The 26202-nt window shown below is 62.3% G+C and carries 27 protein-coding genes; 12 read left to right on the top strand and 15 right to left on the bottom strand.

Annotated elements, in window-relative coordinates; genetic code table 11:
- Positions 1-3: 3 nt before the first annotated feature.
- The 3 genes from GJ698_RS03610 to GJ698_RS03620 form a co-directional block, all read right to left on the bottom strand.
- The gene (locus GJ698_RS03610; RefSeq protein WP_154356188.1) at positions 4-621 is read right to left on the bottom strand and encodes a hypothetical protein; all 618 of its coding nucleotides are present in this window, start codon (positions 619-621) and stop codon (positions 4-6) included.
- An 8-nt stretch (positions 622-629) separates the two neighbouring features.
- Entirely contained in the window at positions 630-851 is a 222-nt protein-coding gene (locus GJ698_RS03615; RefSeq protein WP_154356189.1) for a DUF2188 domain-containing protein, read from the bottom strand.
- A gap of 116 nt (positions 852-967) precedes the next feature.
- On the bottom strand, positions 968-1192 hold the full coding sequence (locus GJ698_RS03620) for a TIGR04438 family Trp-rich protein (RefSeq protein WP_154356190.1): 225 nt from the start codon (positions 1190-1192) through the stop codon (positions 968-970).
- Between the two features lie 154 nt (positions 1193-1346).
- Here GJ698_RS03620 and GJ698_RS03625 point away from each other — a divergent pair, with 154 nt between their 5' ends.
- On the top strand, positions 1347-1667 hold the full coding sequence (locus tag GJ698_RS03625) for a c-type cytochrome (protein WP_154356191.1): 321 nt from the start codon (positions 1347-1349) through the stop codon (positions 1665-1667).
- Positions 1668-1672: 5 nt separating this feature from the next.
- On the opposite strand, the gene GJ698_RS03630 is transcribed toward GJ698_RS03625, so the two are convergent.
- Positions 1673-2329, bottom strand: coding sequence for a TetR/AcrR family transcriptional regulator (locus GJ698_RS03630; protein WP_154356192.1), 657 nt, complete (start codon positions 2327-2329; stop codon positions 1673-1675).
- Positions 2330-2493: 164 nt separating this feature from the next.
- Between GJ698_RS03630 and GJ698_RS03635 the strand changes: the two genes are divergently transcribed.
- Positions 2494-3429 carry an SDR family oxidoreductase gene (locus GJ698_RS03635; protein WP_166454798.1) on the top strand — a complete coding sequence of 312 codons (936 nt, stop codon included), beginning with the start codon at positions 2494-2496 and terminating at the stop codon, positions 3427-3429.
- Here the strand turns inward: GJ698_RS03635 and GJ698_RS03640 are convergent.
- From GJ698_RS03640 to folD, 5 genes are all read right to left on the bottom strand, one after another.
- Positions 3422-4555 carry a branched-chain amino acid ABC transporter substrate-binding protein gene (locus GJ698_RS03640; protein ID WP_154356194.1) on the bottom strand — a complete coding sequence of 378 codons (1134 nt, stop codon included), beginning with the start codon at positions 4553-4555 and terminating at the stop codon, positions 3422-3424. The genes GJ698_RS03635 and GJ698_RS03640 overlap by 8 nt on opposite strands.
- Positions 4556-4801: 246 nt before the next feature.
- Positions 4802-5179 carry a DUF2486 family protein gene (locus GJ698_RS03645; RefSeq protein ID WP_154356195.1) on the bottom strand — a complete coding sequence of 126 codons (378 nt, stop codon included), beginning with the start codon at positions 5177-5179 and terminating at the stop codon, positions 4802-4804.
- Positions 5176-5607: a DNA polymerase III subunit chi gene (locus tag GJ698_RS03650; RefSeq protein ID WP_154356196.1), complete on the bottom strand. Its 432-nt coding sequence runs from the start codon at positions 5605-5607 to the stop codon at positions 5176-5178. Before GJ698_RS03650 ends, GJ698_RS03645 begins: the two co-directional genes overlap by 4 nt.
- A gap of 82 nt (positions 5608-5689) precedes the next feature.
- The gene (locus GJ698_RS03655) at positions 5690-7768 is read right to left on the bottom strand and encodes a M3 family metallopeptidase (RefSeq protein WP_154356197.1); all 2079 of its coding nucleotides are present in this window, start codon (positions 7766-7768) and stop codon (positions 5690-5692) included.
- A gap of 130 nt (positions 7769-7898) precedes the next feature.
- Positions 7899-8744, bottom strand: coding sequence for a bifunctional methylenetetrahydrofolate dehydrogenase/methenyltetrahydrofolate cyclohydrolase FolD (gene folD / locus GJ698_RS03660; protein WP_154356198.1), 846 nt, complete (start codon positions 8742-8744; stop codon positions 7899-7901).
- Between the two features lie 265 nt (positions 8745-9009).
- Between folD and aceE the strand changes: the two genes are divergently transcribed.
- From aceE to GJ698_RS03685, 5 genes are all read left to right on the top strand, one after another.
- The gene (gene aceE, locus GJ698_RS03665; RefSeq protein WP_154356199.1) at positions 9010-11700 is read left to right on the top strand and encodes a pyruvate dehydrogenase (acetyl-transferring), homodimeric type; all 2691 of its coding nucleotides are present in this window, start codon (positions 9010-9012) and stop codon (positions 11698-11700) included.
- Between the two features lie 19 nt (positions 11701-11719).
- The gene (gene aceF / locus GJ698_RS03670; protein ID WP_154356200.1) at positions 11720-13045 is read left to right on the top strand and encodes a dihydrolipoyllysine-residue acetyltransferase; all 1326 of its coding nucleotides are present in this window, start codon (positions 11720-11722) and stop codon (positions 13043-13045) included.
- 6 nt (positions 13046-13051) lie between these two features.
- Positions 13052-14851 (top strand): dihydrolipoyl dehydrogenase, encoded by a 1800-nt coding sequence (lpdA, locus tag GJ698_RS03675; RefSeq protein WP_154356201.1) that lies wholly within the window; start codon positions 13052-13054, stop codon positions 14849-14851.
- 60 nt (positions 14852-14911) lie between these two features.
- Complete coding sequence (locus GJ698_RS03680; protein WP_154356202.1) at positions 14912-15295, top strand: hypothetical protein; 384 nt, start codon at positions 14912-14914, stop codon at positions 15293-15295.
- A 68-nt stretch (positions 15296-15363) separates the two neighbouring features.
- Positions 15364-15909 carry a hypothetical protein gene (locus GJ698_RS03685; RefSeq protein WP_154356203.1) on the top strand — a complete coding sequence of 182 codons (546 nt, stop codon included), beginning with the start codon at positions 15364-15366 and terminating at the stop codon, positions 15907-15909.
- 10 nt (positions 15910-15919) lie between these two features.
- On the opposite strand, the gene GJ698_RS03690 is transcribed toward GJ698_RS03685, so the two are convergent.
- The gene (locus GJ698_RS03690) at positions 15920-17218 is read right to left on the bottom strand and encodes a M20/M25/M40 family metallo-hydrolase (RefSeq protein WP_154356204.1); all 1299 of its coding nucleotides are present in this window, start codon (positions 17216-17218) and stop codon (positions 15920-15922) included.
- A gap of 22 nt (positions 17219-17240) precedes the next feature.
- Positions 17241-17663, bottom strand: a complete 423-nt coding sequence (locus tag GJ698_RS03695; protein ID WP_154356205.1) for a PACE efflux transporter — start codon at positions 17661-17663, stop codon at positions 17241-17243.
- Between the two features lie 91 nt (positions 17664-17754).
- On the opposite strand from GJ698_RS03695, the gene GJ698_RS03700 reads away from it, so the two are divergent.
- Both GJ698_RS03700 and GJ698_RS03705 read left to right on the top strand, forming a co-directional pair.
- Entirely contained in the window at positions 17755-18666 is a 912-nt protein-coding gene (locus GJ698_RS03700) for a LysR family transcriptional regulator (RefSeq protein WP_154356206.1), read from the top strand.
- Positions 18667-18699: 33 nt separating this feature from the next.
- Entirely contained in the window at positions 18700-19362 is a 663-nt protein-coding gene (locus GJ698_RS03705; RefSeq protein WP_154356207.1) for a thiol:disulfide interchange protein DsbA/DsbL, read from the top strand.
- Between the two features lie 3 nt (positions 19363-19365).
- Here GJ698_RS03705 and GJ698_RS03710 read toward each other — a convergent pair whose 3' ends face one another.
- From GJ698_RS03710 to GJ698_RS03725, 4 genes are all read right to left on the bottom strand, one after another.
- On the bottom strand, positions 19366-19878 hold the full coding sequence (locus GJ698_RS03710; RefSeq protein WP_154356208.1) for a GNAT family N-acetyltransferase: 513 nt from the start codon (positions 19876-19878) through the stop codon (positions 19366-19368).
- Entirely contained in the window at positions 19875-20807 is a 933-nt protein-coding gene (locus GJ698_RS03715) for an alpha/beta fold hydrolase (RefSeq protein WP_154356209.1), read from the bottom strand. The genes GJ698_RS03710 and GJ698_RS03715 overlap by 4 nt, the downstream gene beginning before the upstream one ends.
- Before the next feature lie 9 nt (positions 20808-20816).
- Positions 20817-20999 carry a hypothetical protein gene (locus GJ698_RS03720; protein WP_154356210.1) on the bottom strand — a complete coding sequence of 61 codons (183 nt, stop codon included), beginning with the start codon at positions 20997-20999 and terminating at the stop codon, positions 20817-20819.
- A gap of 76 nt (positions 21000-21075) precedes the next feature.
- Positions 21076-21789, bottom strand: coding sequence for a TetR/AcrR family transcriptional regulator (locus GJ698_RS03725; RefSeq protein WP_154356211.1), 714 nt, complete (start codon positions 21787-21789; stop codon positions 21076-21078).
- A gap of 131 nt (positions 21790-21920) precedes the next feature.
- On the opposite strand from GJ698_RS03725, the gene GJ698_RS03730 reads away from it, so the two are divergent.
- The 3 genes from GJ698_RS03730 to GJ698_RS03740 are packed head-to-tail and all read left to right on the top strand — an operon-like array spanning position 21921 to position 26195.
- Positions 21921-23057 carry an HlyD family secretion protein gene (locus GJ698_RS03730; RefSeq protein WP_154356212.1) on the top strand — a complete coding sequence of 379 codons (1137 nt, stop codon included), beginning with the start codon at positions 21921-21923 and terminating at the stop codon, positions 23055-23057.
- A 10-nt stretch (positions 23058-23067) separates the two neighbouring features.
- Positions 23068-24681, top strand: a complete 1614-nt coding sequence (locus tag GJ698_RS03735; protein ID WP_154356213.1) for a DHA2 family efflux MFS transporter permease subunit — start codon at positions 23068-23070, stop codon at positions 24679-24681.
- A gap of 38 nt (positions 24682-24719) precedes the next feature.
- Positions 24720-26195 (top strand): efflux transporter outer membrane subunit, encoded by a 1476-nt coding sequence (locus GJ698_RS03740; protein WP_154356214.1) that lies wholly within the window; start codon positions 24720-24722, stop codon positions 26193-26195.
- Positions 26196-26202: the final 7 nt, after the last annotated feature.

Raw genomic sequence — 26202 nt, forward strand, 5'->3', positions numbered from 1 at the left:
TGGTTAGTTAGCCTGACCCGCGACCCACCACGTCATCCACTGAATCAGCTCGGGGATACTCAACTCCTGTAAGTCTTGCTTGGAGTATCCCCGTGTTTTCAATTGCGCCTCGTTTTCTCCATTGAAGCTTACGAAGTGCTGCCAGATTTGCGCAGCGCCTGGGGCATTCGGGTAACACATCGGAGCAAGCCAGTTGCGCACAATCGTAACAACTAATCGAGGATCGTTGTGATGTGCAGAGATATCTGATCCCGCCAGATCGGACAGCGCTACCTGATATCGATATTGCTGTGCTTCCAGTACCAGACAACGCTTCGTTGTGTGGTGACGTTTCCCAAATTGTCTGCAGCCAAAATCGATGCCGAGCTCAAATGGCATATTAAGTCTATACAGCTCTGAGGCGCGGCTTGCTTCCATCCGGGAGAGATCGTGAATTGCGTATTTTGATTCTGCAATCAGCTGAATGATTTTGCTTAGTCGGGACTCTCCGGAGTCTGCCCGTTCTATAGCAATCCGTGGCGTCAGACCTAAATAAATGGTTGTGAAAAGAATTGGCCTGAGCATGACGTAATAGTGCAGGTCCAATGGACAATTGATGAAAACATTCTCTTCAAACGACATAAGAGTCGTTAGTGAGGAACTTTAGGCGCGCCGTACTCTGTTATTTTTCGTACTGAACCATCGTCACGATGAATAAAAAGAGTAGCTTTGTTCTTCTTGGCAATGGCGCGGCCTAGTGTAAGTGCTTCTTTTTCGGTTTTGAAATTTCTGGTTGCTCGACGCGCGCCAGTTCTGAAGACCATCCATCCTCCATACACAGCAGGCGCTACATGCGTGTTTCTAGTATCCATGATTGACTCCTTCGATGGCGATGAAAAGCCAGCACGGAAATTCTGCGCTGATGGACCGTATACGTCTATCGAGATCTTGCGCTTTTAACCGAGCGCCGCCATGGGAAAAATCAAGCTTATTTCTTCTTGTCGAACGACTGCTTGACGCGCTCCTTGCGGCGCTTTTCGTCTTCGTTGTGGGCTTTGCGTTTGTCGAAGCCCAGCATCGGTTCCAGGAATTCGAACCACAGGAAGGCGAGCACCATCAGGGCGCCGATGGCCCACCAGGAAAGCTCGGCAAATTTCCATACTTCAAAATAGCGCAGCACTACCAAAGCAACGATCAACAGGATCAGTGGCATGATGTTCTCCTTTTCCGCTATCTTACCTTGGTTTCATAGGGAGAAACATTACCCCAGCTTAGTCAACCTTTCCTTGATCTGGGCGTTAATGCATCAGGGCAAAACGAGGTAGAATTGACCAGCGGGATTTAGTCGCATTAACCTGGAGAACACAATGAAACGCAATTTGATGATGGTTGGAGTAGTGGTTGCAACCGCATTTGCTTCGCAAGCAGCGATGGCGGACGCCGGCCTGGATCTGGCCAAAGCGAAAAACTGCATGGCGTGCCACGCGGTCGGCAGCAAACTGGTCGGCCCTGCCTACAAGGATGTCGCCGCCAAATACGCCGGCCAGAAAGATGCTGAAGGCAAGCTGGTCACCAAAGTGATGAAGGGCGGTTCCGGTGTATGGGGCGCGATCCCGATGCCAGCCAATCCGCAGATCAATGAAGCGGAAGCGCACACCCTGGTGAAATGGGTACTGTCGCAGAAATGATGGTCTCAGCCAGACTTCAAGCCGCGCAGCAGCAGTAGCAGGCCGGCGGCGAAGTCTGGCTCAAAGTTGTAACGCAACGGTTGCAGCGCCGGCGTGGACAGTACGCCGGACAGCACCGGGGCCGGATGGCTCAACGGCCACAGTCCTATCATCATTCCCATTGCCAGGCGCAACAGCGTCACGTAGGCCTCGATCGGCCGCGTCGGCGCGCTCTCGTGCAGCAGTTGCGCCGCCCGTCCCATCAAATCGAACGAGCGCAGCTTGAATTCCGCCAGCCGTTCGTGCGACACATTGCGTTCGATAATCGACGGCAGGATGCTGAGCAGGCGGCACATCAAGGGGAAAGCCGCGGAGGCGCCGGCAAAGGCGCGTGCCAGTTGCTCCTCGCTGTCATCGGCTGCCGCCACCCGCGCGCGCAATACCGCTTCCCATAGTTCCGATTCCTCTTCCAGCAAGGCCAGCAGCAGCGCTTCCCGGTTTTCAAAATAGCGGTAGACGTTGGACTTGGTCATCTGCGCGCGGCGCGCCAGTTCGTTCAGCCCCAAGTCGCTGACTTCCATGTCGGTCTGTAGCGCGGCCTTGGCGGTGGCCAGCAGGTGCTGGCGGCGCTCTTCCTTCTGTTCCGGCCGGCGGGCGCGTTGAAATGGCTCTGGCGTTGTCATGGTGCGGTGGGAAATTCAGTTGAACCGCCACTCTAGCGCCTGCGACACTGCTTGACAAGAGACCGATGGTCTTATAAATTGGAGACCACTGGTTCTTTATTCTTCAATTTACTCGGAGCACGCATATGCCCACGCCACTCATGGTTCGTCAGGAGCTTCTCAACATGGATTTGACCGGCAAGACCTATGTGGTCACCGGCGCCAATTCCGGCATCGGCCTGGTCACCACGCGGCAACTGGCCAGGCAGGGCGCCACGGTCGTGATGGGCGTGCGCCGCGTGGCGGAGGGCGAGCGTGTGGCCGCCGAGATCCGGCAGGAGACGCCGTCGGCCCGGCTGGTAGTGTTTGCGCTGGAGCTGGGCGACCTGGCCTCGGTGCGCGCCTTCGCCGCCGAGGTGAAGCGCCACTATCCATCACTGCAAGGACTGGTGAACAACGCCGGCGTCATGAACACGCCGTTCAGCCATACCAAGGATGGCTTCGAGACGCAGTTCGGCGTTAACCATCTGGGGCATTTCCTGCTCACCAATCTGCTGATCGACAACCTGAAGGCTGGCGCGCCGTCGCGCGTGGTCAATATGTCGAGCTTCTTCCACGAGTTTGCGATGGGCCGCAAGGGCGCGATCCATTTCGACGACCTGAATTACCAGCGCCGTCCGTTCGATTCGTGGGAAGCCTATGCGCAGTCGAAGCTGGCCAATCTGCTGCATGCGCGCGAGCTGGCGCGTCGTCTGGAGGGAACCGGTGTGACCAGCGTCAGCGTCAATCCCGGCTTTGTGCGCACCAACCTGCTGACGATTCCGCTGCCGATGTGGTTGCAGCGTCTGGTGGTGATTCCGGTGTTGCGCCTGAGCGGCATGCTGGAACCGTGGGAAGGCACGCAGACCACGCTGCACGCGCTGCTGGCGCCGGAAGTGGCCGGGCAATCCGGCGCGTACTACAGCCAGGTCGCGCGCTACAAGGATCCGGCTTTGCGCAAGGGCGGCTGGCCGCTGCGGTCGCCCAATCCGCTGGCGCATGACGACGCGGTGGCCAGGCGTTTGTGGGAGGCCAGCGAAGCGCTGGTGAACCGAACCTCCCACGCAGGCCGGCTTACTTGATGACTTCGATCTTGGTCTTCTTGCCGTCGGTGTAGGTGAACAGGGTCAGCGCGCCGTCCTTGATGTCGCCCTTGTCGTCAAAGGCGATCAGGCCGGTGACGCCCTGGTACTTGATCTTCTGCAGGAAGGGCAGGTACTTGGCCGGCTGCGACGATTTGGCTTCCTGCATGGCGGTGGCCATGGTCATGACCGCGTCGTACACATATGGCGAGTAGATCTGCACGTCGGCGTTGTACTTCTTCTTGTAGCGGGCGACGAAGTCGTCCATGCCTTTCTGCTGTTCGGCGGTGACGCCACCCGCTTCCGCGCAGGTGACCACGCCGTTGGCGGCAGCCGCGCCGGCCAGCTTCGGCAGCGATTCGGTACAGATGCCGTCGCCGCCCATGTACTTGGCGTTGATGCCCAGCGCCTTCATCTGGCGCAGCAGCGGGCCGCCCACCGAGTCCATGCCGCCGAAGAACACCAGGTCCGGATTCTTGGCTTTGATCTTGGTCAGGATGGCGTTGAAGTCGGTGGCCTTGTCGTTGGTGAATTCCTTGGTGAACTCCGCGCTCGGCAGCGCCTTCTTGGCGGCCTTCATGAATTCGTCGGCGACGCCCTGGCCGTAGGCGGTGCGGTCGTCGATGACGGCGATCTTTTTCGCGCCCAGCTTGGTGATGGCGTAGTTGCCCAGCGAGCCGCCCAGCTTGGCGTCATTGGCGACCACGCGGAAGGCCGATTTGAAGCCCTGCTGCGTGTACTTGGTCTGGGTGGTGGCCGGCGAGATTTGCGGAATGCCGGCGTCGTAGTAAATCTTGGAGGCGGGGATCGAGGTGCCCGAGTTCAGGTGGCCGATCACGCCGTTGACCTTGGCGTCGACCAGCTTCTGCGCGACGGCCGTGCCTTGCTTGGGATCGCTGCCGTCGTCTTCCAGTTGCAGCACGAACTTGACGGGCTTGCCGTCGATCTTGAAGCCCTTGGCGTTCAAATCCTCGACCGCCATTTTGGCGCCGTTTTCATTGTCCTTGCCAAGGTGGGCCGACGGACCGGAGACTGGGCCGACATGGCCGATCTTGATCACTTCCTGCGCACCGGCGCTGCCGGCGAAAGCCAGGGCGAGGGCCAGGGGAATGAATTTGAACTGCATGAGCAAATCTCCAAAGTTGTATGCAAGGCCACCAAGGTACAACAAATTATTCGCCGCGCAAAGCGGCAAACCGATGGTTTTGAACTTTTTTGGAGCGGTTCCCCGATTTGATGCGAGGGTGCTTCGGGGTGGTGCGCGTGGCGCACCGGGATGGGGTTGATTTGGCGGCTGGCGGCACTGTTTTACCCCGCACACCGCTGCGGCCGGGGTCTGACCCCGTACGGGGTCAGACCCCTTCGGTCGGGGTTATTTTTTTTGCGCTTGCAGATGGGTTAGCTCTTGTGCGACGGCACGCGAGACGATCTTCTCGATGGTGTCGTGCAGGCCGATGCGGATCTCGTTGGTCAGGTCATGCAGGGCATGGCTCAATACCTCCGCCATGCTGTCCTTGATGCGCTGCTCCAGCACGAAGTCCACGCGCGACTGCAACTGGTGCATGATGCGCACCGACAGGCGGTGTTCCATGACGGCCCATTCGGCTTCGGTCCAGCCGTCGATGGCGTCGGCTTCCAGCTCGGCGGCGGCGGAGACGGGCGGCGGCGCGCCGCCGTCATCGCTCACCGGCTCTGCTTTCAGAACTTCCGTCAGGACAGGGATACTTGCGTCAAACGATGCTTGGCTCATGATTTTCCTGTGACAAAGTGGGTCAGTGGATAGTCTTGCTGCTTGTATGCGACATAACGCTTGCGGCCGGCAGCCGCATCATCCTCTTCGGAGGAAATCACTTCGATCATGCGCGCGAACTGGTCCACGTTGCGGGGACTGCGGCGCGACAAATTGACCAATAATTCTTTGTGCGTGTGTGGTAATTCCGCCTCATCGCTGGCCGTCAACAGGATCGGCGTCTGCGCCGCCAGCGCATCGTCCGCGAGCACGTGCGGCAGGAAGTCGGTGGCGGAAAATGTCCACATCGCTGCATTAAGTTCTGCCAGTTGCGCGTCATCTTCCGTCATCAGCACGACGCGGTTGTTGGCGGCCCAGGCCTTGCGCACGAGGCGGCAGACGTAGCTCACTTTATCCGGTACATTGGTGTGGAAGTCGATGCGCGTCATGGTGAATCCAGTGTATGCGAAAACGCCGCAAGCCGCTGGCATCGATGTTGCTACCGAGCGGCGTGCGGGAAGGAGGGAATTGTCAGGCTGCCATGCCGCTGTGACGCAGCAAGGCATCGATGCTCGGCTCGCGGCCGCGGAAGGCGGTGAACGATTCGAGCGCTGGGCGCGAACCGCCGACCGACAGGATTTCCGCGAGATAGCGCTTGCCCGTTTCCGACACGGCGGCCGGGCCCAGCTTCTGCGCTTCCTCGAAGGCTGCGTAGGCGTCGGCGGACAACACTTCGGCCCACTTATAGCTGTAGTAGCCCGCCGCGTAACCGCCGGCAAAGATGTGGCCAAACGAGTTCTGGAAGCGGTTGAACGACGGCGGAATGACCAGCGAGAATTTGCTGCGCACTTCATCGATCAGCTGCTGCACCGTCTGGCCGGTGCTGGCGTCGTAGTCGTAGTGCAGGTGCATGTCCAGCAGCGAGAATTCGACCTGGCGCAGCGTCTGCAAACCGGACTGGTAGTTCTTCGCGGCCAGCATCTTGTCGTACAGCGCGCGCGGCAGCGGTTCGCCGGTGACGGCGTGCGCGGTCATGTGTTCCAGCACTTCCCATTCCCAGCAGAAGTTTTCCATGAATTGCGACGGCAGTTCGACCGCATCCCACTCCACGCCGGAGATGCCGGACACGCCCAGCTCGTCCACCTGCGTCAGCATGTGGTGCAGGCCGTGGCCGAATTCGTGGAACAGCGTGGTTACTTCATCGTGCGTGAACAGCGATGGCTTGGCGACGCCATCGACCACCGCAGGCTCGGTGAAGTTGCAGGTCAGGTAGGCGACCGGCGTCTGCACATTGGTGGCGTCGGCGCGGCGGCCGCGCGCGTCGTCCATCCAGGCGCCGCCGGACTTGCCGGCGCGGGCGTACAGGTCCAGGTAGAACTGGCCGATCAGCTTGCCGTTGCGTTCGATGCGGAAGAAGCGCACGTCCTTGTGCCACACCGGCGCGTCGTCGGGCTTGATCTCGACGTTGAACAGGTTCTGGATCAGGCGGAACAGGCCGTCGACCACTTTCGGTTCAGGGAAGTACTGCTTCACTTCCTGCGCGGAGAAGGCGTAGCGGGCTTCCTGCAGTTTTTCGGAGGCGTACGCAATGTCCCAGGCTTTTAGTTCCTCGATGCCCAGCTTGTCCTTGGCGAAGGCCTTCAGTTCGGCCAGGTCTTTCTCGGCGAACGGGCGGGCGCGCTTGGCCAGGTCTTCCAGGAAGGCGATCACTTCGTCAGGCGACTTGGCCATCTTCGGCACCAGCGAGACTTCGGCGAAGTTGTTATAGCCGAGCAGCTTGGCTTCTTCGTCGCGCAGCTTCAGCAGGGTGACGATGTTCTGGGTGTTGTCCCAGTCTTCCTTCTTGCTGAACACCTCGCCCTGTTCGGACGCCTTGGTGGCGTTGGCGCGGTAGATGGTTTCGCGCAGTTCGCGCTTGTCGGCGAATTGCAGGATCGGGTAGTAGGACGGGAAGTGCAGCGAGAACTCCCAGCCTTGCTTTTCCGATTTTTCGGCGGCGGCGCGGGCGGCGGATTTCACGTCGTCCGGCAGGCCGGTCAGGTCGGCTTCATCGGTGACCAGCAGCTTGTAGTCGTTGGTGGCGTCCAGCACGTTTTCCGAGAAGCGCGTGGAGGTCATCGCGTGCTCTTCCTGGATGGCGGCGAAGCGTTCCTTCTGGTCTTCCGGCAGCTCGGCGCCGCCCATGCGGAAGTCGCGGATGGCGTTGTCGATGATGCGTTTGCGGGCCGGCGTCAGTGTGGCGAATTCGGCCGAGGCGCGCAGCGCCTTGTACTTGGCGAACAGCGCTTCGTTCTGGCCCAGTTCGGTCCAGAACTCGGTGACCTTGGGCTGGTTCTCGTTGTAGACGGCGCGCAGTTCCGGCGTGTCGACCACGTTGTTCAGATGGCTGACGATGCCCCAGGCGCGGCCCAGCAGCTCGGTGGCGTCTTCCAGCGGGGTGACGAAGCTGTTCCAGCTGACGTCGTCCGATGGCGCCTGCAGCTGTTCGACCACGGCGCGGCTCCTGGCCAGCAGCTCGTCGATGGCCGGCGTCACGTGCGCAGGCTGGATGGCGTCGAAACGCGGCAGACCCGAAAAATCGAGAAGAGGGTTGATAGCATCAGTAGTCATAGTCAGATCCGTTTAATTTACGTGCGCTCGCGGCACCGTTTACCCCGCACACCGCATACAGGGGGCCGGCCCATGGGCCGGCGGGGCATAGCCCCTCACCTGACCATGGGTCAGACCCCATCGTCTGGGGTTAAGTGCGCTCAGCCGCTTCCACCGTGTTCATCAACAGCATGGTGATGGTCATCGGCCCCACACCACCCGGCACCGGGGTGATGTGCGACGCCACTTCCTTGATGCCGTTGAAATCCACGTCGCCGCACAGCTTGCCGTCTTCGTCACGGTTGATGCCGACGTCGATCACGATCGCGCCCGGTTTCACCATGTCGGCAGTCAGGGTATTGCGGCGGCCAGTTGCGGCCACGACCACGTCCGCCTGGCGCGTGTACACGCCGATGTCCGGAGTCGCACTATGACAGATGGTGACGGTGGCGTTCGCTTGCAAGAGCAGCAGGCCCATCGGCTTGCCAACCGTGTTGCTACGGCCGATCACCACCGCATGCTTGCCGCGCAGGTCGACGCCGGTGCTCTCGATCAGCTTCATGCAGCCATACGGCGTGCAAGGGCGGAAACCTTCCAGGCCGGTCATCAGCTCGCCGGCGCTCAGCACCGAATAGCCGTCCACATCCTTCTTGGTGGAGATGGCCTCGATCACCTTGTGCGGGTTAATGTGCTTGGGCAGCGGCATTTGCACCAGGATGCCGTGGATGGCCGGATCTGCGTTCAGCTGGGCGATGCGGTCCAGCAGCGCGCTTTCGGTCAGGTCGGCCGGGTACTGGTCCTTGAGCGAATAGAAACCGGCGTCCTCGCAAGCCTTGACCTTGTTGCGCACATAAACATGGCTGGCCGGATCGTCGCCGACAATAATCACGGCCAGGCCGGGTTGCTTGCCTTTGGCGGTGAGGGCGGCAGCACGTGCAGCAATTTCAGTGCGCAGTTTTTTGGAGAGGGCGATTCCGTCGATCAGTTGAGCAGGCATGATTTAACCAGAGTGGTAGAGGGAGAACAGCATTATAAGGCCGCACAGCGCATCCCGCCTCGTTTTCCATGTTTGTCGCATGCTGCACTGCACAAGGTTTTCATAGGGAAATCTCACGATATGAAATGCCTTATCGTAATTTGAAAAAGCCAAAATAGACTGCTAGAATCCCCACACGTCATTAAAGTAATAGTAAATAATCAGCAAATTCTTTACCCGGAAGCCGCATGGTTCGGGGCACATCTCAACTCAGGAGACTTAATAAATGTCAGCTCAACTTGACCAGGTAACGGCAAACACCGACCCTGATTCGCAAGAAACCAAAGAATGGTTGGATTCCCTGGCCGCAGTGCTGGAACAAGAGGGCCCTGATCGTGCTCATTACCTGCTGGAACGCCTGATTGACCTGGCCCGCCAAAGCGGCTCGGACATCCCTTTCTCGGCCAATACCGCTTACGTTAACACCATTCCACTGAGCCAGGAGCAGCATTGCCCAGGCAACCTGGAATACGAAGAAAAACTGCGCTCGTGGATGCGCTGGAACGCCATGGCGATGGTGGTCAAGGCCAACCGCTTCGACGGCGACCTTGGCGGCCACCTGTCCTCGTTCGCCTCGCTGGCCAACATGCTGGGCATCGGCTTCAACCACTTCTGGAAAGCGCCAAGCGAAAACCACGGCGGCGACCTGCTGTACATCCAGGGTCACTCGTCGCCAGGCGTCTACGCCCGCGCGTTCCTGGAAGGCCGCCTGACCGAAGACCAACTGCTGCACTTCCGTCGCGAAGTCGACGGTGGCGGCCTGTCGTCGTATCCGCACCCGAAACTGATGCCAAGCTTCTGGCAGTTCCCGACCGTGTCGATGGGCCTGGGCCCACTGATGGCGATCTACCAGGCACGCTTCCTGAAGTACCTGCACGCGCGTTCGATCGCCGACACCACCGACCGCAAGGTCTGGGCATTCTGCGGCGACGGCGAGATGGACGAGCCGGAATCGCTGGGCGCGATCGGCATGGCCGCACGCGAGAAGCTGGACAACCTGGTCATCGTCGTCAACTGCAACCTGCAGCGCCTGGACGGCCCGGTGCGCGGCAACGGCAAGATCATTCAGGAACTGGAAGGCGAATTCCGCGGCGCCGGCTGGAACGTGGTCAAAGTCATCTGGGGCCCAGGTTGGGACGCGCTGCTGGCCAAGGATAAAGAAGGCATCCTGCGCAAGGTGATGATGGAAACCGTCGACGGCGAGTACCAGAACTACAAGGCCAAAGACGGCGCCTACGTGCGCAAGCACTTCTTCGGCAAGCATCCAAAGCTGCTGGAGATGGTTGCCAACATGACCGACGACGACATCTGGCGTCTGACCCGTGGCGGTCACGATCCGCACAAGATCTACGCTGCGTTCAAGGTCGCACAGGAACACAAAGGCCAACCGACCGTCCTGCTGGTGAAAACCATCAAGGGCTTCGGTATGGGCAAGCACGGCGAAGCACGCAACACCGCGCACAACACCAAGAAACTGACCGACGAAGCCGTGCGCGAAATGCGCGACCGCTACTCGATCCCGATTCCGGACGATCAACTGGCCGACATCCCGTTCTACAAGCCAGCCGACGACGCACCGGAAATCAAGTACCTGCACGAGCGCCGCGCCGCGCTGGGCGGCTACCTGCCGGCCCGTCGCCAGCACGCTGACGAAAAGCTGACCGTGCCGCCGCTGAGCGCCTTCCAGAACGTTCTGGACGCCACCGCCGAAGGCCGTGAAGTGTCGTCGACCCAGGCTTATGTGCGTATCCTGACCACGCTGCTGAAAGACCAGAGCGTAGGCCCACGTATCGTGCCGGTGCTGGTCGATGAATCGCGTACCTTCGGTATGGAAGGCCTGTTCCGCCAGGTGGGTATCTTCAACCAGCAAGGTCAGTTGTACGAGCCGGTCGACAAAGACCAGGTGATGTACTACCGCGAAGACAAGGCTGGCCAGATCCTGCAAGAGGGTATCAATGAAGCCGGCGGTATGAGCTCGTGGATCGCTGCGGCGACCTCGTACTCGACCAACAACCGCGTGATGATCCCGTTCTATACCTACTACTCGATGTTCGGTATGCAGCGTATCGGCGATCTGGTGTGGGCAGCAGCCGACATGCGCGCTCGCGGCTTCCTGATGGGTGGCACCGCCGGCCGTACCACGCTGAACGGCGAAGGCCTGCAGCACGAAGACGGCCATAGCCACCTGTTTGCAGCGGCTGTGCCGAACTGCATGCCGTACGATCCGACCTTCGGTCACGAGCTGGCAGTCATCATCCAGGACGGTATGCGCCGCATGGTGGAAGAACAGGAAGACGTGTTCTACTACATCACCATCATGAACGAGAACTACCCGCACCCAGGCATCAAGCCAGGCCAGGAAGAGGGCATCCTGAAAGGCATGTACCTGCTGCAGGAAGGCGACAAGAAAGCCAAGCAGCGCGTGCAGCTGATCGGTTCCGGCACCATCCTGCGCGAGTCGATCTTCGCTCAGGAACTGCTGCTGAACGATTGGGGCATCGCCGCCGACGTGTGGTCCGCTCCTTCGCTGACCCTGGTGGCGCGCGACGGCCAGGACGCCGAGCGTTGGAACCTGGTCAATCCGACCGCCGAACAGCGCGTGCCTTACGTGACGCAACTGCTGAAGGATACGCAAGGCCCGATCGTTGCGACCACCGACTACATGCGTGCGTTTGCTGAACAGATCCGCGCCTTCATTCCGAAAGACCGCACCTACCGCGTGCTGGGCACCGATGGTTTCGGCCGTTCGGACAGCCGCGCCAAGCTGCGTGAGTTCTTTGAGGTGAACCGTTACTACATCACGGTCGCCGCACTGAAGTCGCTGTCGGAAGAAGGCAAGATCGATGCGAAAGTGGTTGAACAGGCTGTGGCCAAGTACAACCTCGATCCGAACAAACCAAATCCGGTGACCCAATAATTAGAACGGAGCAAACGCTATGAGCATTGTGGAAGTTAAAGTCCCGGATATCGGCGATTTCAAGGAAGTTGAGATCATCGAAGTGATGGTTAAAGTTGGCGACACCATCAAGGTCGATCAGTCGCTGATCACCGTTGAATCGGATAAGGCCAGCATGGAGATTCCTTCGTCCGCCGCCGGCGTGGTGAAAGAAATCAAGGTGAAGGTTGGCGAGAAGGTTGCCATGGGCACGATCGTGTTCGTGGTGGACGCAGTTGGTGTCCCAGCCGCGGCACCTGCGGCCGCAGCGCCTGCCGCCGCGGCACCTGCGCCGGCCGCCGCGCCGTCGCCGGCACCGGCTCCTGCCGCTGCTGCCGCTGCTGCCGCCGCAGCGCCGACCGCATCGCAAGGCTCGGTCACCACCGGCAAGCTGGCGCACGCGTCGCCATCGATCCGCAAGTTCGCGCGCGAACTGGGCGTGGACCTGGGCAAGGTGCCAGGTTCCGGTCCTAAAGGTCGCATCACCCAGATCGACGTGCAGAATTACGTCAAGGGCGTGATCGCCGGCACCGTGGCTGCACCTTCGGGCGCCGCTGGTGGCGCCGTCGGTGGCGGCGGCAACTTCAGCGTGCTGCCATGGCCGTCGCTGGACTTCAGCAAATTCGGCGAAACCGAACTGCTGCCGCTGTCGCGCATCAAGAAGATCTCCGGTCCTAACCTGCACCGCAACTGGGTACAGATCCCGCACGTTACGCAATTCGACGACGCGGACATCACCGACCTGGAAGCCTTCCGCGTTGAGTCGAACAACGCCAATGCCAAGAACAAGGACGCCACCAAGCTGACCATGCTGGCCTTCGTGATCAAGGCATCGGTCGCCGCGCTGAAGAAATTCCCGACCTTCAATTCGTCGCTGGACGAAAAAGGCGAGAACCTGATACTGAAGAAGTACTACAACATCGGCTTCGCCGCCGACACGCCGAACGGCCTGGTTGTGCCAGTGATCAAAAACGCCGACCAGAAATCGGTCACGCAGATCGCCAAGGAAATGACCGAGCTGTCGCTGCAAGCGCGCGAAGGCAAGCTGAAACCGACCGACATGCAAGGCGCGACCTTCACCATCTCGTCGCTGGGCGGCATCGGCGGTACGCACTTCACGCCGATCGTCAACGCGCCGGAAGTGGCGATCCTGGGCCTGTCCAAGGCGTCGCTCAAGCCGGTGTGGGACGGCAAGGCATTCCAGCCACGCCTGCTGATGGGCACCTCGCTGTCCTACGACCACCGCGTGGTCGATGGCGCGATGGGCGCGCGCTTCTCCGTGTACCTGAGCGAAGTGCTCGGCGACATGCGTAAAATTCTGCTGTAAGGAGCCATGATGAGCACAGAAGTAAAAGTGCCGAATATCGGCGACTTCGCGGAAGTAGAAGTAATCGAAGTGATGGTCAAGGTGGGCGACACGATCAAGGTCGATCAGTCGCTGATTACCGTGGAATCGGACAAGGCCAGCATGGAAATCCCATCGTCGCACGCCGGCGTGGTGAAGGAAGTGCGCGTCAAGGTTGGCGACAAGGTCAAGGAAGGCGTTGCGCTGCTGGTGGTGGAAGCCAGCGAAGGCGCTGCCGCTCCTGCGCCGGCCGCCGCTGCCCCAGCGCCTGCCGCCGCCGCACCTGCGCCGGCGCCGGCTGCTGCCGCTGTTGCCGCTGCCGCACCGATCGCCGCGCCAGCTGGTAGCAGCTACACCGGCCAGGTCGACATCGACTGCGACATGATGGTGCTGGGCTCCGGCCCCGGCGGTTACTCGGCTGCGTTCCGCGCGTCGGACCTGGGCCTGAACACCGTGCTGGTCGAGCGTTACGACGTGCTGGGCGGCGTGTGCCTGAACGTGGGTTGCATCCCATCGAAAGCACTGCTGCACGTGGCCGCCGTGATCGACGAAACCTCGCACATGGCCAAGACCGGCGTCACCTTCGCCAAGCCGACCATCGACATCGACCAGGTGCGCAAGCACAAGGAAAGCGTCATCAAGAACATGACCAACGGCCTGGCCGGCATGGCCAAGGCACGCAAGACGCAGGTTGTCACCGGCGTCGGCCAGTTCCTGAGCGCGAACCACATCGAAGTCACCGCCAACGACGGCACCAAGAAAGTGGTGCAGTTCAAGCAGGCCATCATCGCCGCCGGTTCGTCGGTGGTGAAGCTGCCGTTCGTGCCGGAAGATCCGCGCATCGTCGATTCGACCGGCGCGCTGGAACTGCGCCAGATCCCGAAACGCATGCTGGTCATCGGCGGCGGCATCATCGGCCTGGAAATGGCGACCGTCTACTCGACCTTCGGTGCGCGCATCGATGTGGTCGAAATGATGGATGGCCTGATGCAAGGCGCCGACCGCGATGCGGTCAAGGTCTGGCAGAAGTACAACGAAGCCCGCTTCGACAACATCATGACCAAGACCAAAACCGTGGCGGTTGAAGCGCTGCCGGAAGGTATCAAGGTCACGTTCGAAGCAGCGGAAGCCGGCGCCACCGCGCCTGCGCCGCAGATCTACGATCTGGTGCTGGTCGCAGTGGGCCGCAGCCCGAACGGCAAGAAGATCTCTGCCGACAAGGCTGGCGTGGTGGTGACCGACCGCGGCTTCATCCCGGTCGACAGCCAGATGCGCACCAACGTGCCGAACATCTTCGCCATCGGCGACCTGGTGGGCCAGCCTATGCTGGCGCACAAGGCGGTGCACGAAGGCCACGTGGCGGCGGAAGCGGCAGCAGGCCAGAAGTCGCACTTCGACGTGAAGGTGATTCCATCGGTGGCCTACACCGATCCGGAAGTGGCATGGGTCGGCATCACCGAAGACGAAGCGAAAGCCAAGGGTATCAAGATCGAGAAGGGTCACTTCCCTTGGGCAGCGAGCGGACGCGCCGTGGCCAATGGCCGCGCCGAAGGCTTCACCAAGCTGCTGTTCGACGCTGAAACGCACCGCATCATCGGCGGCACCATGGTCGGCACGCACGCCGGCGACATGATCGGCGAGATCGCCCTGGCGATCGAGATGGGCGCCGACGGCACCGACATCGGCAAGACGATTCACCCGCATCCAACGCTGGGCGAATCGATCGGCATGGCCGCCGAAGTCTACGAAGGCGTCTGCACCGACCTGCCGCCACCGCGCAAGCGCTAAGCAGGAAGCTGAAACAAAACCGGGACACGTTCCCGGTTTTTTTATGCGTGAGGTTTGACCATGACTGCGTTCTCTTTTGTGTTCTTGCTGATCATCATAGGCCTGTACGCCAGCACCTTCAAACTGGCGGCGCTGCTGTGCCGGCGCGTGCGGCTGCGCTGGCGCGACGCCGTCATTGTCAGTTTGATGCTGATGGTGGTGTTTGGCCTGGGCGTGCTCTTTAATCGTTTGTCAGGCGACGTCATCCCCGATTTGATTGGTCTGGCGGCCACGGTGGTGATACAGGTTGGCGTGTGCGCCTGGTATCTCGCCTCGCGTGCCCGCAAGCGGGACGGCGAGCCGCTGGGCAGCAATGGCGCCGCCGCAGTGGGATTGCTTGGCTATGCCTTCCTCGTGCCACTGGGATTCCTGTGGGCGGAGATGGTTTCCGTGATGAGGCATTGAACGCACATGGCAGCCAATGCGGAATTTGTGGTCGCGCCGCGCAATCGAGGCTGTCGCGGATTAAAACGATGAAAACTCATTGCATCGCACTTCTTCTGACCGTTTTATGCGCTGCCGCCCATGCGGATGTCGATGCCGATACCGCACGCAAGCTGGCGGCAGTGAAGGCGCTGGCTTTGTCGCCTGCGCGTATCTCTCCTGAGCAGGTGTCGAACGCGCTGGAAGTAAAGCTGGCGGAGAAGTGCGCAGATGTGACCGAGCCTGGCGCCGGAAATTACCATGTTTGTATTTATCGCCCTGGCGAAGAGGACAATCAGCCATTGGCCTTTCTTGGCTATAAGACCGTCAACCGGGACGCTGCCGAAGATACCGGCGGCGTCGTGATGTTCATGGCGCACGCAGATAGACAATGCCTTCGTCCCGAAGACCTGATCAAGGTTTTTCAGAGTACGCCTGTCGCATCGGCTTCGCCGGCATTTCCTGAGCCGACGCTACCCTACATCCCGGTCCACACCTACCAGTTTGTTTTCCCCGGTCATAGCGACAGCGAAATGCATGTGCGCGTGGTGCAGACCGGGGACTGCATCAACACGGTGGAGTTGATCAGGAATTAGTCTCGCGACATCAGCGCGTCAGTCGGTACAGCAGGATCGCCGTGCGGATGGTGGCGCGTTCGATGGAGGCGATTTCCAGGTCTTCGTCCGGCGAGTGGGCGCCGTTGCCGGTGGCGCCGAGGCCGTCCAGCGAATCGAGCAGCGGGGCGACGAACTGGATGTCGCCGGCGCCGCGCTGGCCTGGCGGCAGGGCGGGGATCTCGCCCAAACCTGCATCCTTGCTGGCTTGCGAGTAGACCTTCAGCACCGCAAGGTTGCCGGCCGTCGGCGACATCGGCGGGTAGGAATCATGGAAAGTGATGCTGGCGCTGGTGCCCGGCAGGTTCTGCGCGACGATGGACTTCATCTTCGCGTGCGCGCGGTCGCGCTGTTCGTAACTGAGGTAGCGCAGGTCGCCCTCTATGGTGGCGGTGCGCGAGATGACGTTGGTCTTGCCGGCTGCCTGCCCGGTGGTGCCAAGCGCGTTGGTGCTGGCGTCGGTGCCGCCGACGATCAGGCCCGGGCTGAAGGTCAGGTCCGGTTCGATCACCTGCTGGCGGAAGGCATCCACAATGCGCGCCGCTTCGTAGATGGCGCCGTAGCCGGCGCTCTCGCTGAAGATGCCGCTGGAGTGACCCTGCTTGCCGCTGACTTTCAATTCCCACGACGATGACGAGCGGCGGCCGACAGTGCCGGTATCGCGCCCGCTCTTGTCGCGCACCGTGGCCTCGAAGGCGAGGGCGATGTCGCTGCGCTTGGCGGCGTTGACCATGTCGGCGCGCGAGACCGCAATCGGATCGCCGGCATTCTCTTCATCGCCGCTGAAGACGATGGTGATGCTGGTGTTGTCCAGCGCACCCACGCGCTGCAAGGCGCGCAGCGCTTCGACGATGATGACGTCACCACCCTTCATGTCGTTGACGCCCTGGCCGCGCACGCGGTCTCCGTTGCGCTGCCATAGCTGCACCTGGCTGTCCTTTTCAAACACCGTGTCCAGATGGCCGATCAGCAGCAGGCGTTTGCCTTGCTTGCCTTCGCGCGTGGCGATCAGGTGGCCGGCGCGCTGCATCTCTGCCGGCATGTCGGACCAGCGGGTCTTGAAGCCCAACTGGTCGAACTGTTCGCCAAACAGCTTGCCCACCGCGCGCACGCCGTCGTGGTTCATGGTGCCGCTGTTGATGTTGACCGAGCGCTCCAGCAGCTCCAGGCCCTGCGCAGAATGCGCCTTCACCTCGGCGACGATTTTCTGCTCGGTGGGAGAGAGTGCATCGGCGCGCGCCGCGCTGAAGGTCAGGGCCAGGACTGCGGCAGCAAGCGGATGCAACTTCATGTGGTCTCCAGTAGGTGGTGTCTTAGCCTTGCGCCGATGCGGGCAGGCCGAAGATTCGGTCGAACGTCAGGCTGAAGATATACGTATACACCATAAAGAACAACAGCAGGCCGATATCGAGCAGCAGCGCATCCCACAGCGAGATGTTGAGCCACCACGCGAACAGCGGCACCAGCATCACCACCAGTCCGCCCTCGAAGCCGACGGCGTGCGCGACGCGGCGTTTCCAGTTGCGGCCACGCGTGGCCTGGCGCGCTTCCCATGACTCGAACAGCGAATTGAAGACGAAGTTCCAGATGAAGGCGATGGTCGACGAGGCGACAGCCGCCACGCCGGCGTGGCTGGCGTCATGGCCGGCGCCGAACATCAGCAGGGTGCTGGTCAGGCAGACGGCGATCAATTCGAACAGGGAAGCGTAGACAACTTTGCGTTTCAAGCCTTGCATGGTGCGTCCTTTCTTTTACAAGTCAGCATGATAAAGATGTTTTTCTGATCGAAAAAGTCGGCAGCTTTCAATTTTTCTGATAGATTGAGCTATGGCCTTCTCCTCCGATAACGTTGCTGTGTTCCTGGCCGTGATTGATCACGGCTCCTTCTCCGCTGCGGCGCGGGCGCTGGGGCGCGTGCCGTCCGCCGTCAGCATGGCCATCGCGCAGCTGGAAGCGGAGTTGGACCTGGCGCTGTTCGAGCGCAGTTCGCGCGAGGTGCGGCCGACCGAATCGGCGCGCGCGCTGGAGGCCGAGGCGCGGCAGATGGCGGGCCAGTTGCGCCGCCTGCAGGCGCACGCGCTGTCGCTGCATCAGGGGCTGGAGCGCAGGCTCACGCTGGCGATCGCGCCGGAGCTGCTGTCGGCGCCATGGAGCGATCCGCTGGCGCGGCTGGCGGAAGAGTTCCCGTCGCTGGAAGTGGAGGTGCTGTCGGCGCCGCAGGACGACGCGCTGCGCATGCTGCACGACGGCGCCGCGCAACTGGCGCTGATCTACGAACGCACCAAGGTCGATGACCGCGAGAGCTTCCAGGAACTGGGCAGCGAAGTGCTGGTGCCGGTGATCTCGCCGCGCCACCCGCTGGCGCTGGAGCGCAACGGCAGCTTCCGGCTGGAAGACCTGGTCGACCTGCGCCAGATCGCCATCTTCAGTCGCGTGGCGGAGGATGCCGACCAGCGCGTGCTGATCTCGCGCAAGGTGTGGCGCACCGACAGCCACCTCGCCACGCTGGGACTGGTGCGCGCGGGCCTGGGCTGGGCCTATCTGCCGCGCCGCCTGGCGCAGCCGCTGATGGAAGGCGGCGAGCTGCTGGGCATCGTCTTCGCCCACATGAGCAGCGAGTTGCGGCTATGGGTGGACGTGGTCTGGCTCAACGACCGCCCGCTGGGCCTGGGCTCGCGGCGGCTGATCGCGCTGATGCAGGATATCGCCGGATTGGAAGCGCGTCCCGCCCGGAAGTGATAATCTGCTGTCTTTGCTCTTTTGAGGATGATCATGCGTTTGTTGAAGATTGCCCTGGTGGTTGCCGGCCTGTGCGCCGCCACCGCGTTTGCCTCGCCGACCGCGCCGCGCAACGGCGCCGAATACACCACCCTGAAAACGCCGCAGCCGGTACAGGCGCAAGGCAAGAAGGTCGAGGTGATCGAGTTCTTCATGTACCACTGCCCGGCGTGCTACGCGCTGGAGCCGGACATGCTGGCGTGGGTGAAGAAGCAGGGCGATAACATCAGCTTCCGCCGCATCCACCTGCCGCTGACCGGCGAGAACGATCCGGAAGCGCATATGTTCCTGACGCTGGATGCGCTGAAGCTCGAAGAACAGCTGCACGCCAAGCTGCTGACCACCTGGCACGTCGAACGCCGCCGCCTGAAAAACGATGCGGACAATATCGACTGGGCAGTGAAGAACGGCGTCGATAAGGACAAGTTCACCAATATGTACAACTCGTTCGCGGTGATCACGCGCCTGAAGAACGCCGGCCGCGTGGCGACAGCCTACCAGGTCGACAGCACGCCGACGCTGGTGGTCGACGGCCGCTTCCTCACCAATCCAACGATGGTGGACGCCAGCAATCCCGGCACGCCGCGTCCGATGCTGAACGCGGCCACGCTGCAGGTGCTGGATGCGCTGGTCGAACAGGCGCGCAGCAAGAAGTAAGTCTTACAGGTGGCACTGATACAGGTGCGACGTGTGCGGCTTGCCCGCCACCTGCGCCACCGTCGGCGCGGCCAGCACGTCGCGCATGAAGCCGGCCTTTTCCAGGATGCGCCGCGAGCCCAGGTTCTGCGGCGAGATCCATGCGTTGAGGATGCGCAGCTTGTACTGGCCGCGCGCCACGTCCATCAGGTGCGCGAGCGCCTGGCTGCCCAGCCCTTTGCGCGCCTGGTCGTGGGCGATGCGGTAGCCCACTTCGCCGGTGCCGGTCGCGTGGTCGATGCGGCGCAGGTTGGCGCGGCCGACGATGGCGGCGTCGTCGTCGCTGGTCAGCACGCACGGATGCATGGCGCCGGCCTTGTAGCTGTCCAGGTAATCGGCGATGTGGGCGGCGACGCCGGCCGCCGAATAAAACGCCGGATCGCGCGCTTCCACGTGCTGTTCGAACCACGTGCGGTTGGCCGTTTCAAACGCCAGCAGGCGGTCGACGTCGTCGGCTTGCAGCGTGCGGATTTTCATGGGTGGGCCGCCAGGTAAGTCAGCATGTCGTGGTTGAACAGGGCCGTCTGCTCCATCTGCGGCAGGTGGCCCGCCTGGTCGATTTCCCGGTATTCCAATGTCGGTATGGCCTTGCGGATGTGCGCCGACTGCGTCACCGCCAGCGTCGGATCCTGTTTGCCCCACACCAGGTGTACCGGCGTGCCGGCGCGCGCGATGCTGGCGTAGATGCCGTCGAAATCCTCCCGCGACAAGGCCAGGCGCGAGCGGTACAGCGCGCGGCCGAAGCCGTGATACTGCATCTGCGGACGATAGCGGTCGGCCCAGCCGGGGAATTGTTCGGGATGCAGGAAGTCGCTGCTCTGGTTGTCCGCCATGCCGGGCACGGCGCCGGTCTGGAACAGGTAGGGGCCAAGCAGCGGCGTGGCCATCTGCCAGCCGATCTGCGGCGCGCTGTTGGACGGATCGACCAGGTTCAGCGTGCGGATGCGGTCCGGATGCGTGGACGCGTAATGCGCCGTGACGTAGCCGCCGAACGACAGGCCGAACAGGTCGATCTTGCCGTCCACCTTGAGCGCCTTGAGCAGTTCGTCCAGCTGGCGGTCGTAGAAGGCGCCGTCGTAGGCGGCGTCCGGGCGGTCGGACAGGCCGCGGCCGAACAGGTCGTAGCGGATGACGCGGTAGCCGGCGTCGCGCAGCGCGGCAAAGGTCGGATCCCAGATGTAGGAAGGCACCGAGAAGCCGTGCACCAGCACCGCCACGCGGCCGTCGGCCGGTCCGGCCATTTCGTAATGGGTAACGCCGTCGCTCAGCGTGACGAAGGTGCCGGGCGCCTGCTGGCGCGCAGCGGCGTCCAGCGTCAGGTGTTCGGGATTCTTGTGGTAGTAGTAGCCGGTGGCGCCGGCTCCGGCCAGCAACACGGCAAGCAGGATCCAGCGCAGCGTCTTCATGGCGACCGCTTAGTTGACGGTGAAGCGGGCGGGAATTTCGATGCCGCCGCTGCGTGCCGCTTCAGCGTACGCTTTCAGCTCGGCGACCACCGCTTCGAGCTGCTCCTGGCCCGGGTTGGCCTGGAAGTGTTTGATGCGCTCGTTCATGAGCGTGATTTGCTTGCTCCAGTCCAGACGATTCATTTTGCTCATATGCACTCCGATTTCCAAAAAATCAGTATAGAACAAAAGGCAAATGTTGGGCGTCTTTTGATGTGCGCTAGCGTACTTAGCGGCGCACGCCATGCAGGAACAGGTCCACGCCCTCGGCCGCGCGGATGCGCAGTTCGTCGTTGGTCGGCGCGTGTTCGCGCGGGAACAGCAGGCGGCTCATGTAGTCGCCCATGATGCAGTTGATCAGGAACACCGGCAGCATCTCGTCGCGCAGGCCGGGGCGCAGCTGGGCCTTGATTTCCGGCCGGGCGAAGAAGCGTCCCAGCTCCTCGCGGGTCAGCTGCGGGCCGGCCTTGAAGAAGGTTTCCGCCAGTTCCGGCGTGGTCTTGGCTTCAGCCACCACCATGCGGTGCAGGTTGGTGAAAGTCGGCATCGAGCACAGGCGCAGGAAACGCAGGCCGAAGTCGTGCAGGATCTCTTCCATTGGCCGCGGATCGGTTTCCATCGATTCCACGCCGGCCATATAGTGCTCGCGGCCGTTGGCGATGATGGCGTTCAGCAGTCCGGCCTTGCCGCCGAATTTCACGTAGATGGTGCGCACCGCCACGTGGGCTTCGCGGGCGATCATTTCCAGGCTGACCTTGCTGTAGCCTTTTTCCAGGAACAGCTGGCCTGCCGTGTGCAGCAGCGCTTCGCGGCGGGCGGCCTTGTCGGCGGCGCGCGGACGGCCGGCGGCCTTGCCGAAGCACGGCGAATCAGGGGAATAGTGGCCTTCCGGACAATCTTGCTCGTCCAGCGCGGCGGCGTCGGTCGGGGCGGTGGTATTCATGGCGGTCGAATGATAGCGAATGCCGCCATGCTAGTCCAAAAAAAAATGAAATGCAACCGTTTCATTTCTTGACTTTGGACAGAAACCAGCCATAATGCTCCCATCTCATTTCATTTTTCTCGGAGCTGTCCATGTCCACCCAAGAACAAAAACTCAGTGCTGTTCCACCGGCCGCCGGCGCCGCTCCTGCTGCGCCAGCCGCTCCGGCCGCCGCTTCGCAGCCGCCGAACCGCCGCGTACTGGTGATCGCCGCCATCGTCGCCCTGGTCGCAATCGGCGTGGGTGGCCGCATGTGGTACCGCAGCCATTACTATGTCGAGACCGACAATGCCTACGTCGCCGGTCACGTGACGCCGGTGTCGTCGCGCATTTCCGGCGTGGTGACCAAGCTGCTGATCGAGGACAACCAGCTGGTCAAGGAAGGCGACGTCATCGCCGAGCTGGACCCGTTCGACCAGGGCGTGCGCGTGGAGCAGATCCAGGCGCAGATCGCTTCGGCCAAGCAGCAGGTGGTGCAGGCCGACGCCCAGATCGTGCAAGTGCAGGCGCAAGCCAGCGCCGCCGCCGCGCAAGTGGCGCAGTCGCAGGCGCAGTTGGTGCGCGCCAATCAGGACGCCGAGCGTTTCGGCCAGCTGTATAACAGCCAGATGAAAGCCGTGTCGAAGTCGGAACTGGACGCCGCTGTCGCCGCCCGCGCCAGCGCCGTGGCCGATGTCGCCGCGCGCAAGGACAGCACCGCCGCCGCCAAGGCGCAGATCGAGTCGGCCAAGTCGGCGCGCGATGTGGCGCAGGCGCAGGTCGCCGTGCTGCAAGTGCAACTGAAAGACGCGCAGCAGCAACTGGCGTACAACAAGATCCTGGCGCCGGTGACGGGCCGTATCGGCAAGCGCACCATCGAGGTGGGTCAGCGCGTCCAGCCTGGCCAGCAGCTGACCGCCATCGTGCAGGAAAACGTCTGGCTGACCGCCAACTTCAAGGAAACCCAGTTGGCTGAACTGAAGCCGGGCCAGGAAGTCAAAGTGTCGGTCGATGCGCTGCCGGGCCGTGAGCTGATCGGCAAGGTGGACAGCTTCTCGCCAGCCTCCGGCGCGCAGTTCGCGCTGCTGCCGGCCGATAACGCCACCGGCAACTTCACCAAGATCGTCCAGCGCGTGCCGGTCAAGGTCACCTTCAAGCCGGAAGACGTGAAGGCCCTGAGCGGCCGTCTGGTGCCGGGCATGTCGGCGATTGCCGAAGTGTCGCTGAAATCCGACCACGCCGCCCAGTAAGGAGCGCGTCATGGCCAGCACCACAATCGATACGCCGGGCGGCGGGAAGCCGCTCGCGCCGCCAATGCCAAGCGAGAAGGTCTCCGGCCGCACCTGGCTGGCGGTCGCCGCCGGCATGTTGGGCGCCTTCATGGCGGTGCTCGACATCCAGATCACCAACTCGTCGCTGAAGGACATCCTCGGCGCCCTGTCGGCCACGCAGGAAGAAGGTTCCTGGATTGCCACCGCCTACCTGGTGGCGGAGATCATCGTCATTCCGATGACCGGTCTGTTCGTGCGCGTGTTCGGCATGCGCGCCTACATGATCGGCACCACCACGCTGTTCCTCGGCTTCTCCACGCTGTGCGGCTTCGCCTGGAACCTGCCAAGCATGATCATGTTCCGCATGCTGCAGGGCTTTACCGGCGGCGCGCTGATTCCGATGGCGATGACGCTGGTGATGGCCAAGCTGCCGCCGTCCAAGCGCGCCACCGGCATGGCCATCTTCGGCCTGACCGCCACGCTGGCGCCGTCGATGGGCCCGACGCTGGGCGGTTACCTGAGCGAGCTGTATGGCTGGCCGTCGATCTTCTACATCAACTGGGTGCCTGGCCTGCTGCTGATCGGCGGTATCGCCGTCGGCCTGGACAAGGAAAAGCACAATCTGTCGGCGCTGTTCAACGCCGACTGGCTGGGCATCGCCTTCATGGCCGTGGGCCTGGGCAGCCTGACCGTGTTCCTGGAAGAGGGCAACACCAAGGACTGGTTCGACTCGCCGTTCATCAACACCTTTGCCGCGCTGGCCGTGGTCGGCCTGCTGGGCTGGGTGGTCAACAGCACCTTGCGCAAGCAGCCGTTCGTCAACCTGGGCCTGTACGGCCAGCGCAACTTCGCCGCCGCCACCGCGCTGTCGATGGCGATGGGCATGGGCCTGTACGGTTCGGCGTTCATCCTGCCGCTGTTCCTGGCGCAGATTCCCGGCTACTCGCCGATGCAGATCGGTGAAGTGATCATGTGGGCCGGTTTGCCGCAGCTGTTCATCATGCCGTTCGTGGCCAAGCTGTCGTCGAAGGTCGACAACCGCATCCTGTGCACCTTCGGCCTGCTGCTGTTCGGCGGTTCCTGCCTGATGAACTCCTATATGGATGCGACCACCGGCTACGACCAGCTGCTGCTGTCGCAGGTGGTGCGCGCGCTGGGCCAGCCGTTCGTGATGCTGACGCTGTCGAACTTCGCGATGAACGGCATCCAGCCGAAGGACATTCCATCGGCATCGAGCCTGATCAACATGACCCGTAACCTGGGCGGTTCGATCGGCATCGCGCTGCTGGCCACCGCGCTGACCAACCGCGAGCACTTCCACTCGGTGCGCATCGGCGAGTCGGTGAGCAACTACGCGCTGAACACGCAGGACCGTTTGTCGGCATTGACGGCGTCGTTCATCAACAATGGCTTCGACAGCGCTTCGGCCGCCAATATGGCCCTCAAGGCGGTGGACGGCATCGTGCGCCGCGAAGCGTATGTGATGGCCTACAACGACGGCTTCTTCCTGGTGGCGATGGTGCTGTTCGGCTGTATCGGCGTGCTGTGGTTCTCGGACAAAGTCAAAGCCCCTGGCGGCGGTGGCGGCGGCGGTGCGCACTAAGCGCCCACGCTCAATCAAATTTAAAGTGAGGTAACACCATGTTGAATTCAGCTCTGAAGCGCCTGACGCTCGCTGTTTCCGTAACCCTGGCCGTCACTGGCTGCGCCACCGTGGGCAGTGACTTCAAAGCGCCGGCGAATGTCGCCGACGCCTCGTTCCGTCATCTGCCGCAAGCCGGCGCCAGCGAGGCGCACCTGCCTGCGCAATGGTGGACGGTGTTTAACGACGCCACCCTCAACCATCTGGAAGAGACGGCGCTGCGCGACAACCCAAGCGTGAAAGCCGCCGCACAGCGCCTGGTGCAGGCGCTGGAACAGGCCGGCGTGTCGCGCGCCAACCAGCAGCCGCAGTTGAGCGTCAACGCCGGCATCTCGAACTCGCGCACCTCGGCCGAAACCTCGCAGGGTATCGCGCTGGGTGGCCGTTCGATCAAGGGTAACAACTACTCGGTCGGTTCCAGCTTCTCGTACGAAATCGACCTGCTGGGCCGCGTACGCCGCCTGGTGGAAGCGTCGGACGCGCAGGCGCTGGTCGCCGAGGCGGACCGCGATGGCGTGCTGCTGATGCTGTCGTCGCAACTGGCCACCACCTACTGGCAGCTGCGCGGCCTGGATGCGGAAATCGCCATCCTGAACGGCGCGCTGGATACCCGCCGCGAAAGCGAGGAGCTGGTCACCGCGCGCTTCGACGCCGGCCTGTCGAACGAGCTGGATGTCTCGCGTGCCCGCATCGAGCGCGCCAATGCGCAGGCGGACCTGCATGAAGTGCAGCGTCAGCGCAACCTGCTGGAACACAGCCTGGCCACGCTGATCGGCGCCTCGCCGTCGTCGATGCTGACGGCGCCGAAGGCGGATGCCGCCGTGCTGCCGCTGCCGCCGGCGATTCCGGTCGGCCTGCCGGCCAGCCTGCTGGCGCAACGTCCCGATCTGGCAGGCAGCGTGGCGACCCTGCGCGCCACCAATGCGCAGATCGGCGTGGCGGAAGGCGCGTTCTATCCTTCGTTCACGCTGACCGGCAACTTCGGCTATGCGTCCGAGAGCCTGAGCAACCTGGCCAAGGGCGATTCGCGCCAGTTCAGCGTGGGTCCGCTGGCCTTGTCGCTGCCGGTGTTCGACGGTGGCCGCAACAAGGCCAATCTGGCGATTGCCAAGTCGCGCTACGAAGAGGCGATTGCCAATCACGAGACCAAGCTGCTGACCGCACTGCGCGAAGTGGAAGATGCGCTGTCGGACGTGCAGCAACGCCAGCAGCAGGGTGAGGCGCAGCACGCGTCGCAAGTGGCTGCGGCGCGCGGTTACCTGGTGGCGCGTGCGCGCTACGAGCGTGGCGTGTCGACCTACCTTGACGTGACCGATGCCCAGCGCAGCGCGCTGAGCGCGGACCGCGCGGCGGTGCAGATCAACACCCAGCGCCTGCTGGCCGCCGTCTCGGTGGCGCGTGCGCTGGGCGCCGGCTGGCAGCCTTCGGCGCAACTGTCGCAGGTCGCGCAGAACGGCAATATCAAGGCGCAGTAAGCGCCGT

Origin of the sequence: Duganella aquatilis, from assembly GCF_009674565.1 — a bacterium.
GTDB classification, from domain to species: Bacteria; Pseudomonadota; Gammaproteobacteria; order Burkholderiales; family Burkholderiaceae_D; genus Rugamonas; species Rugamonas aquatilis.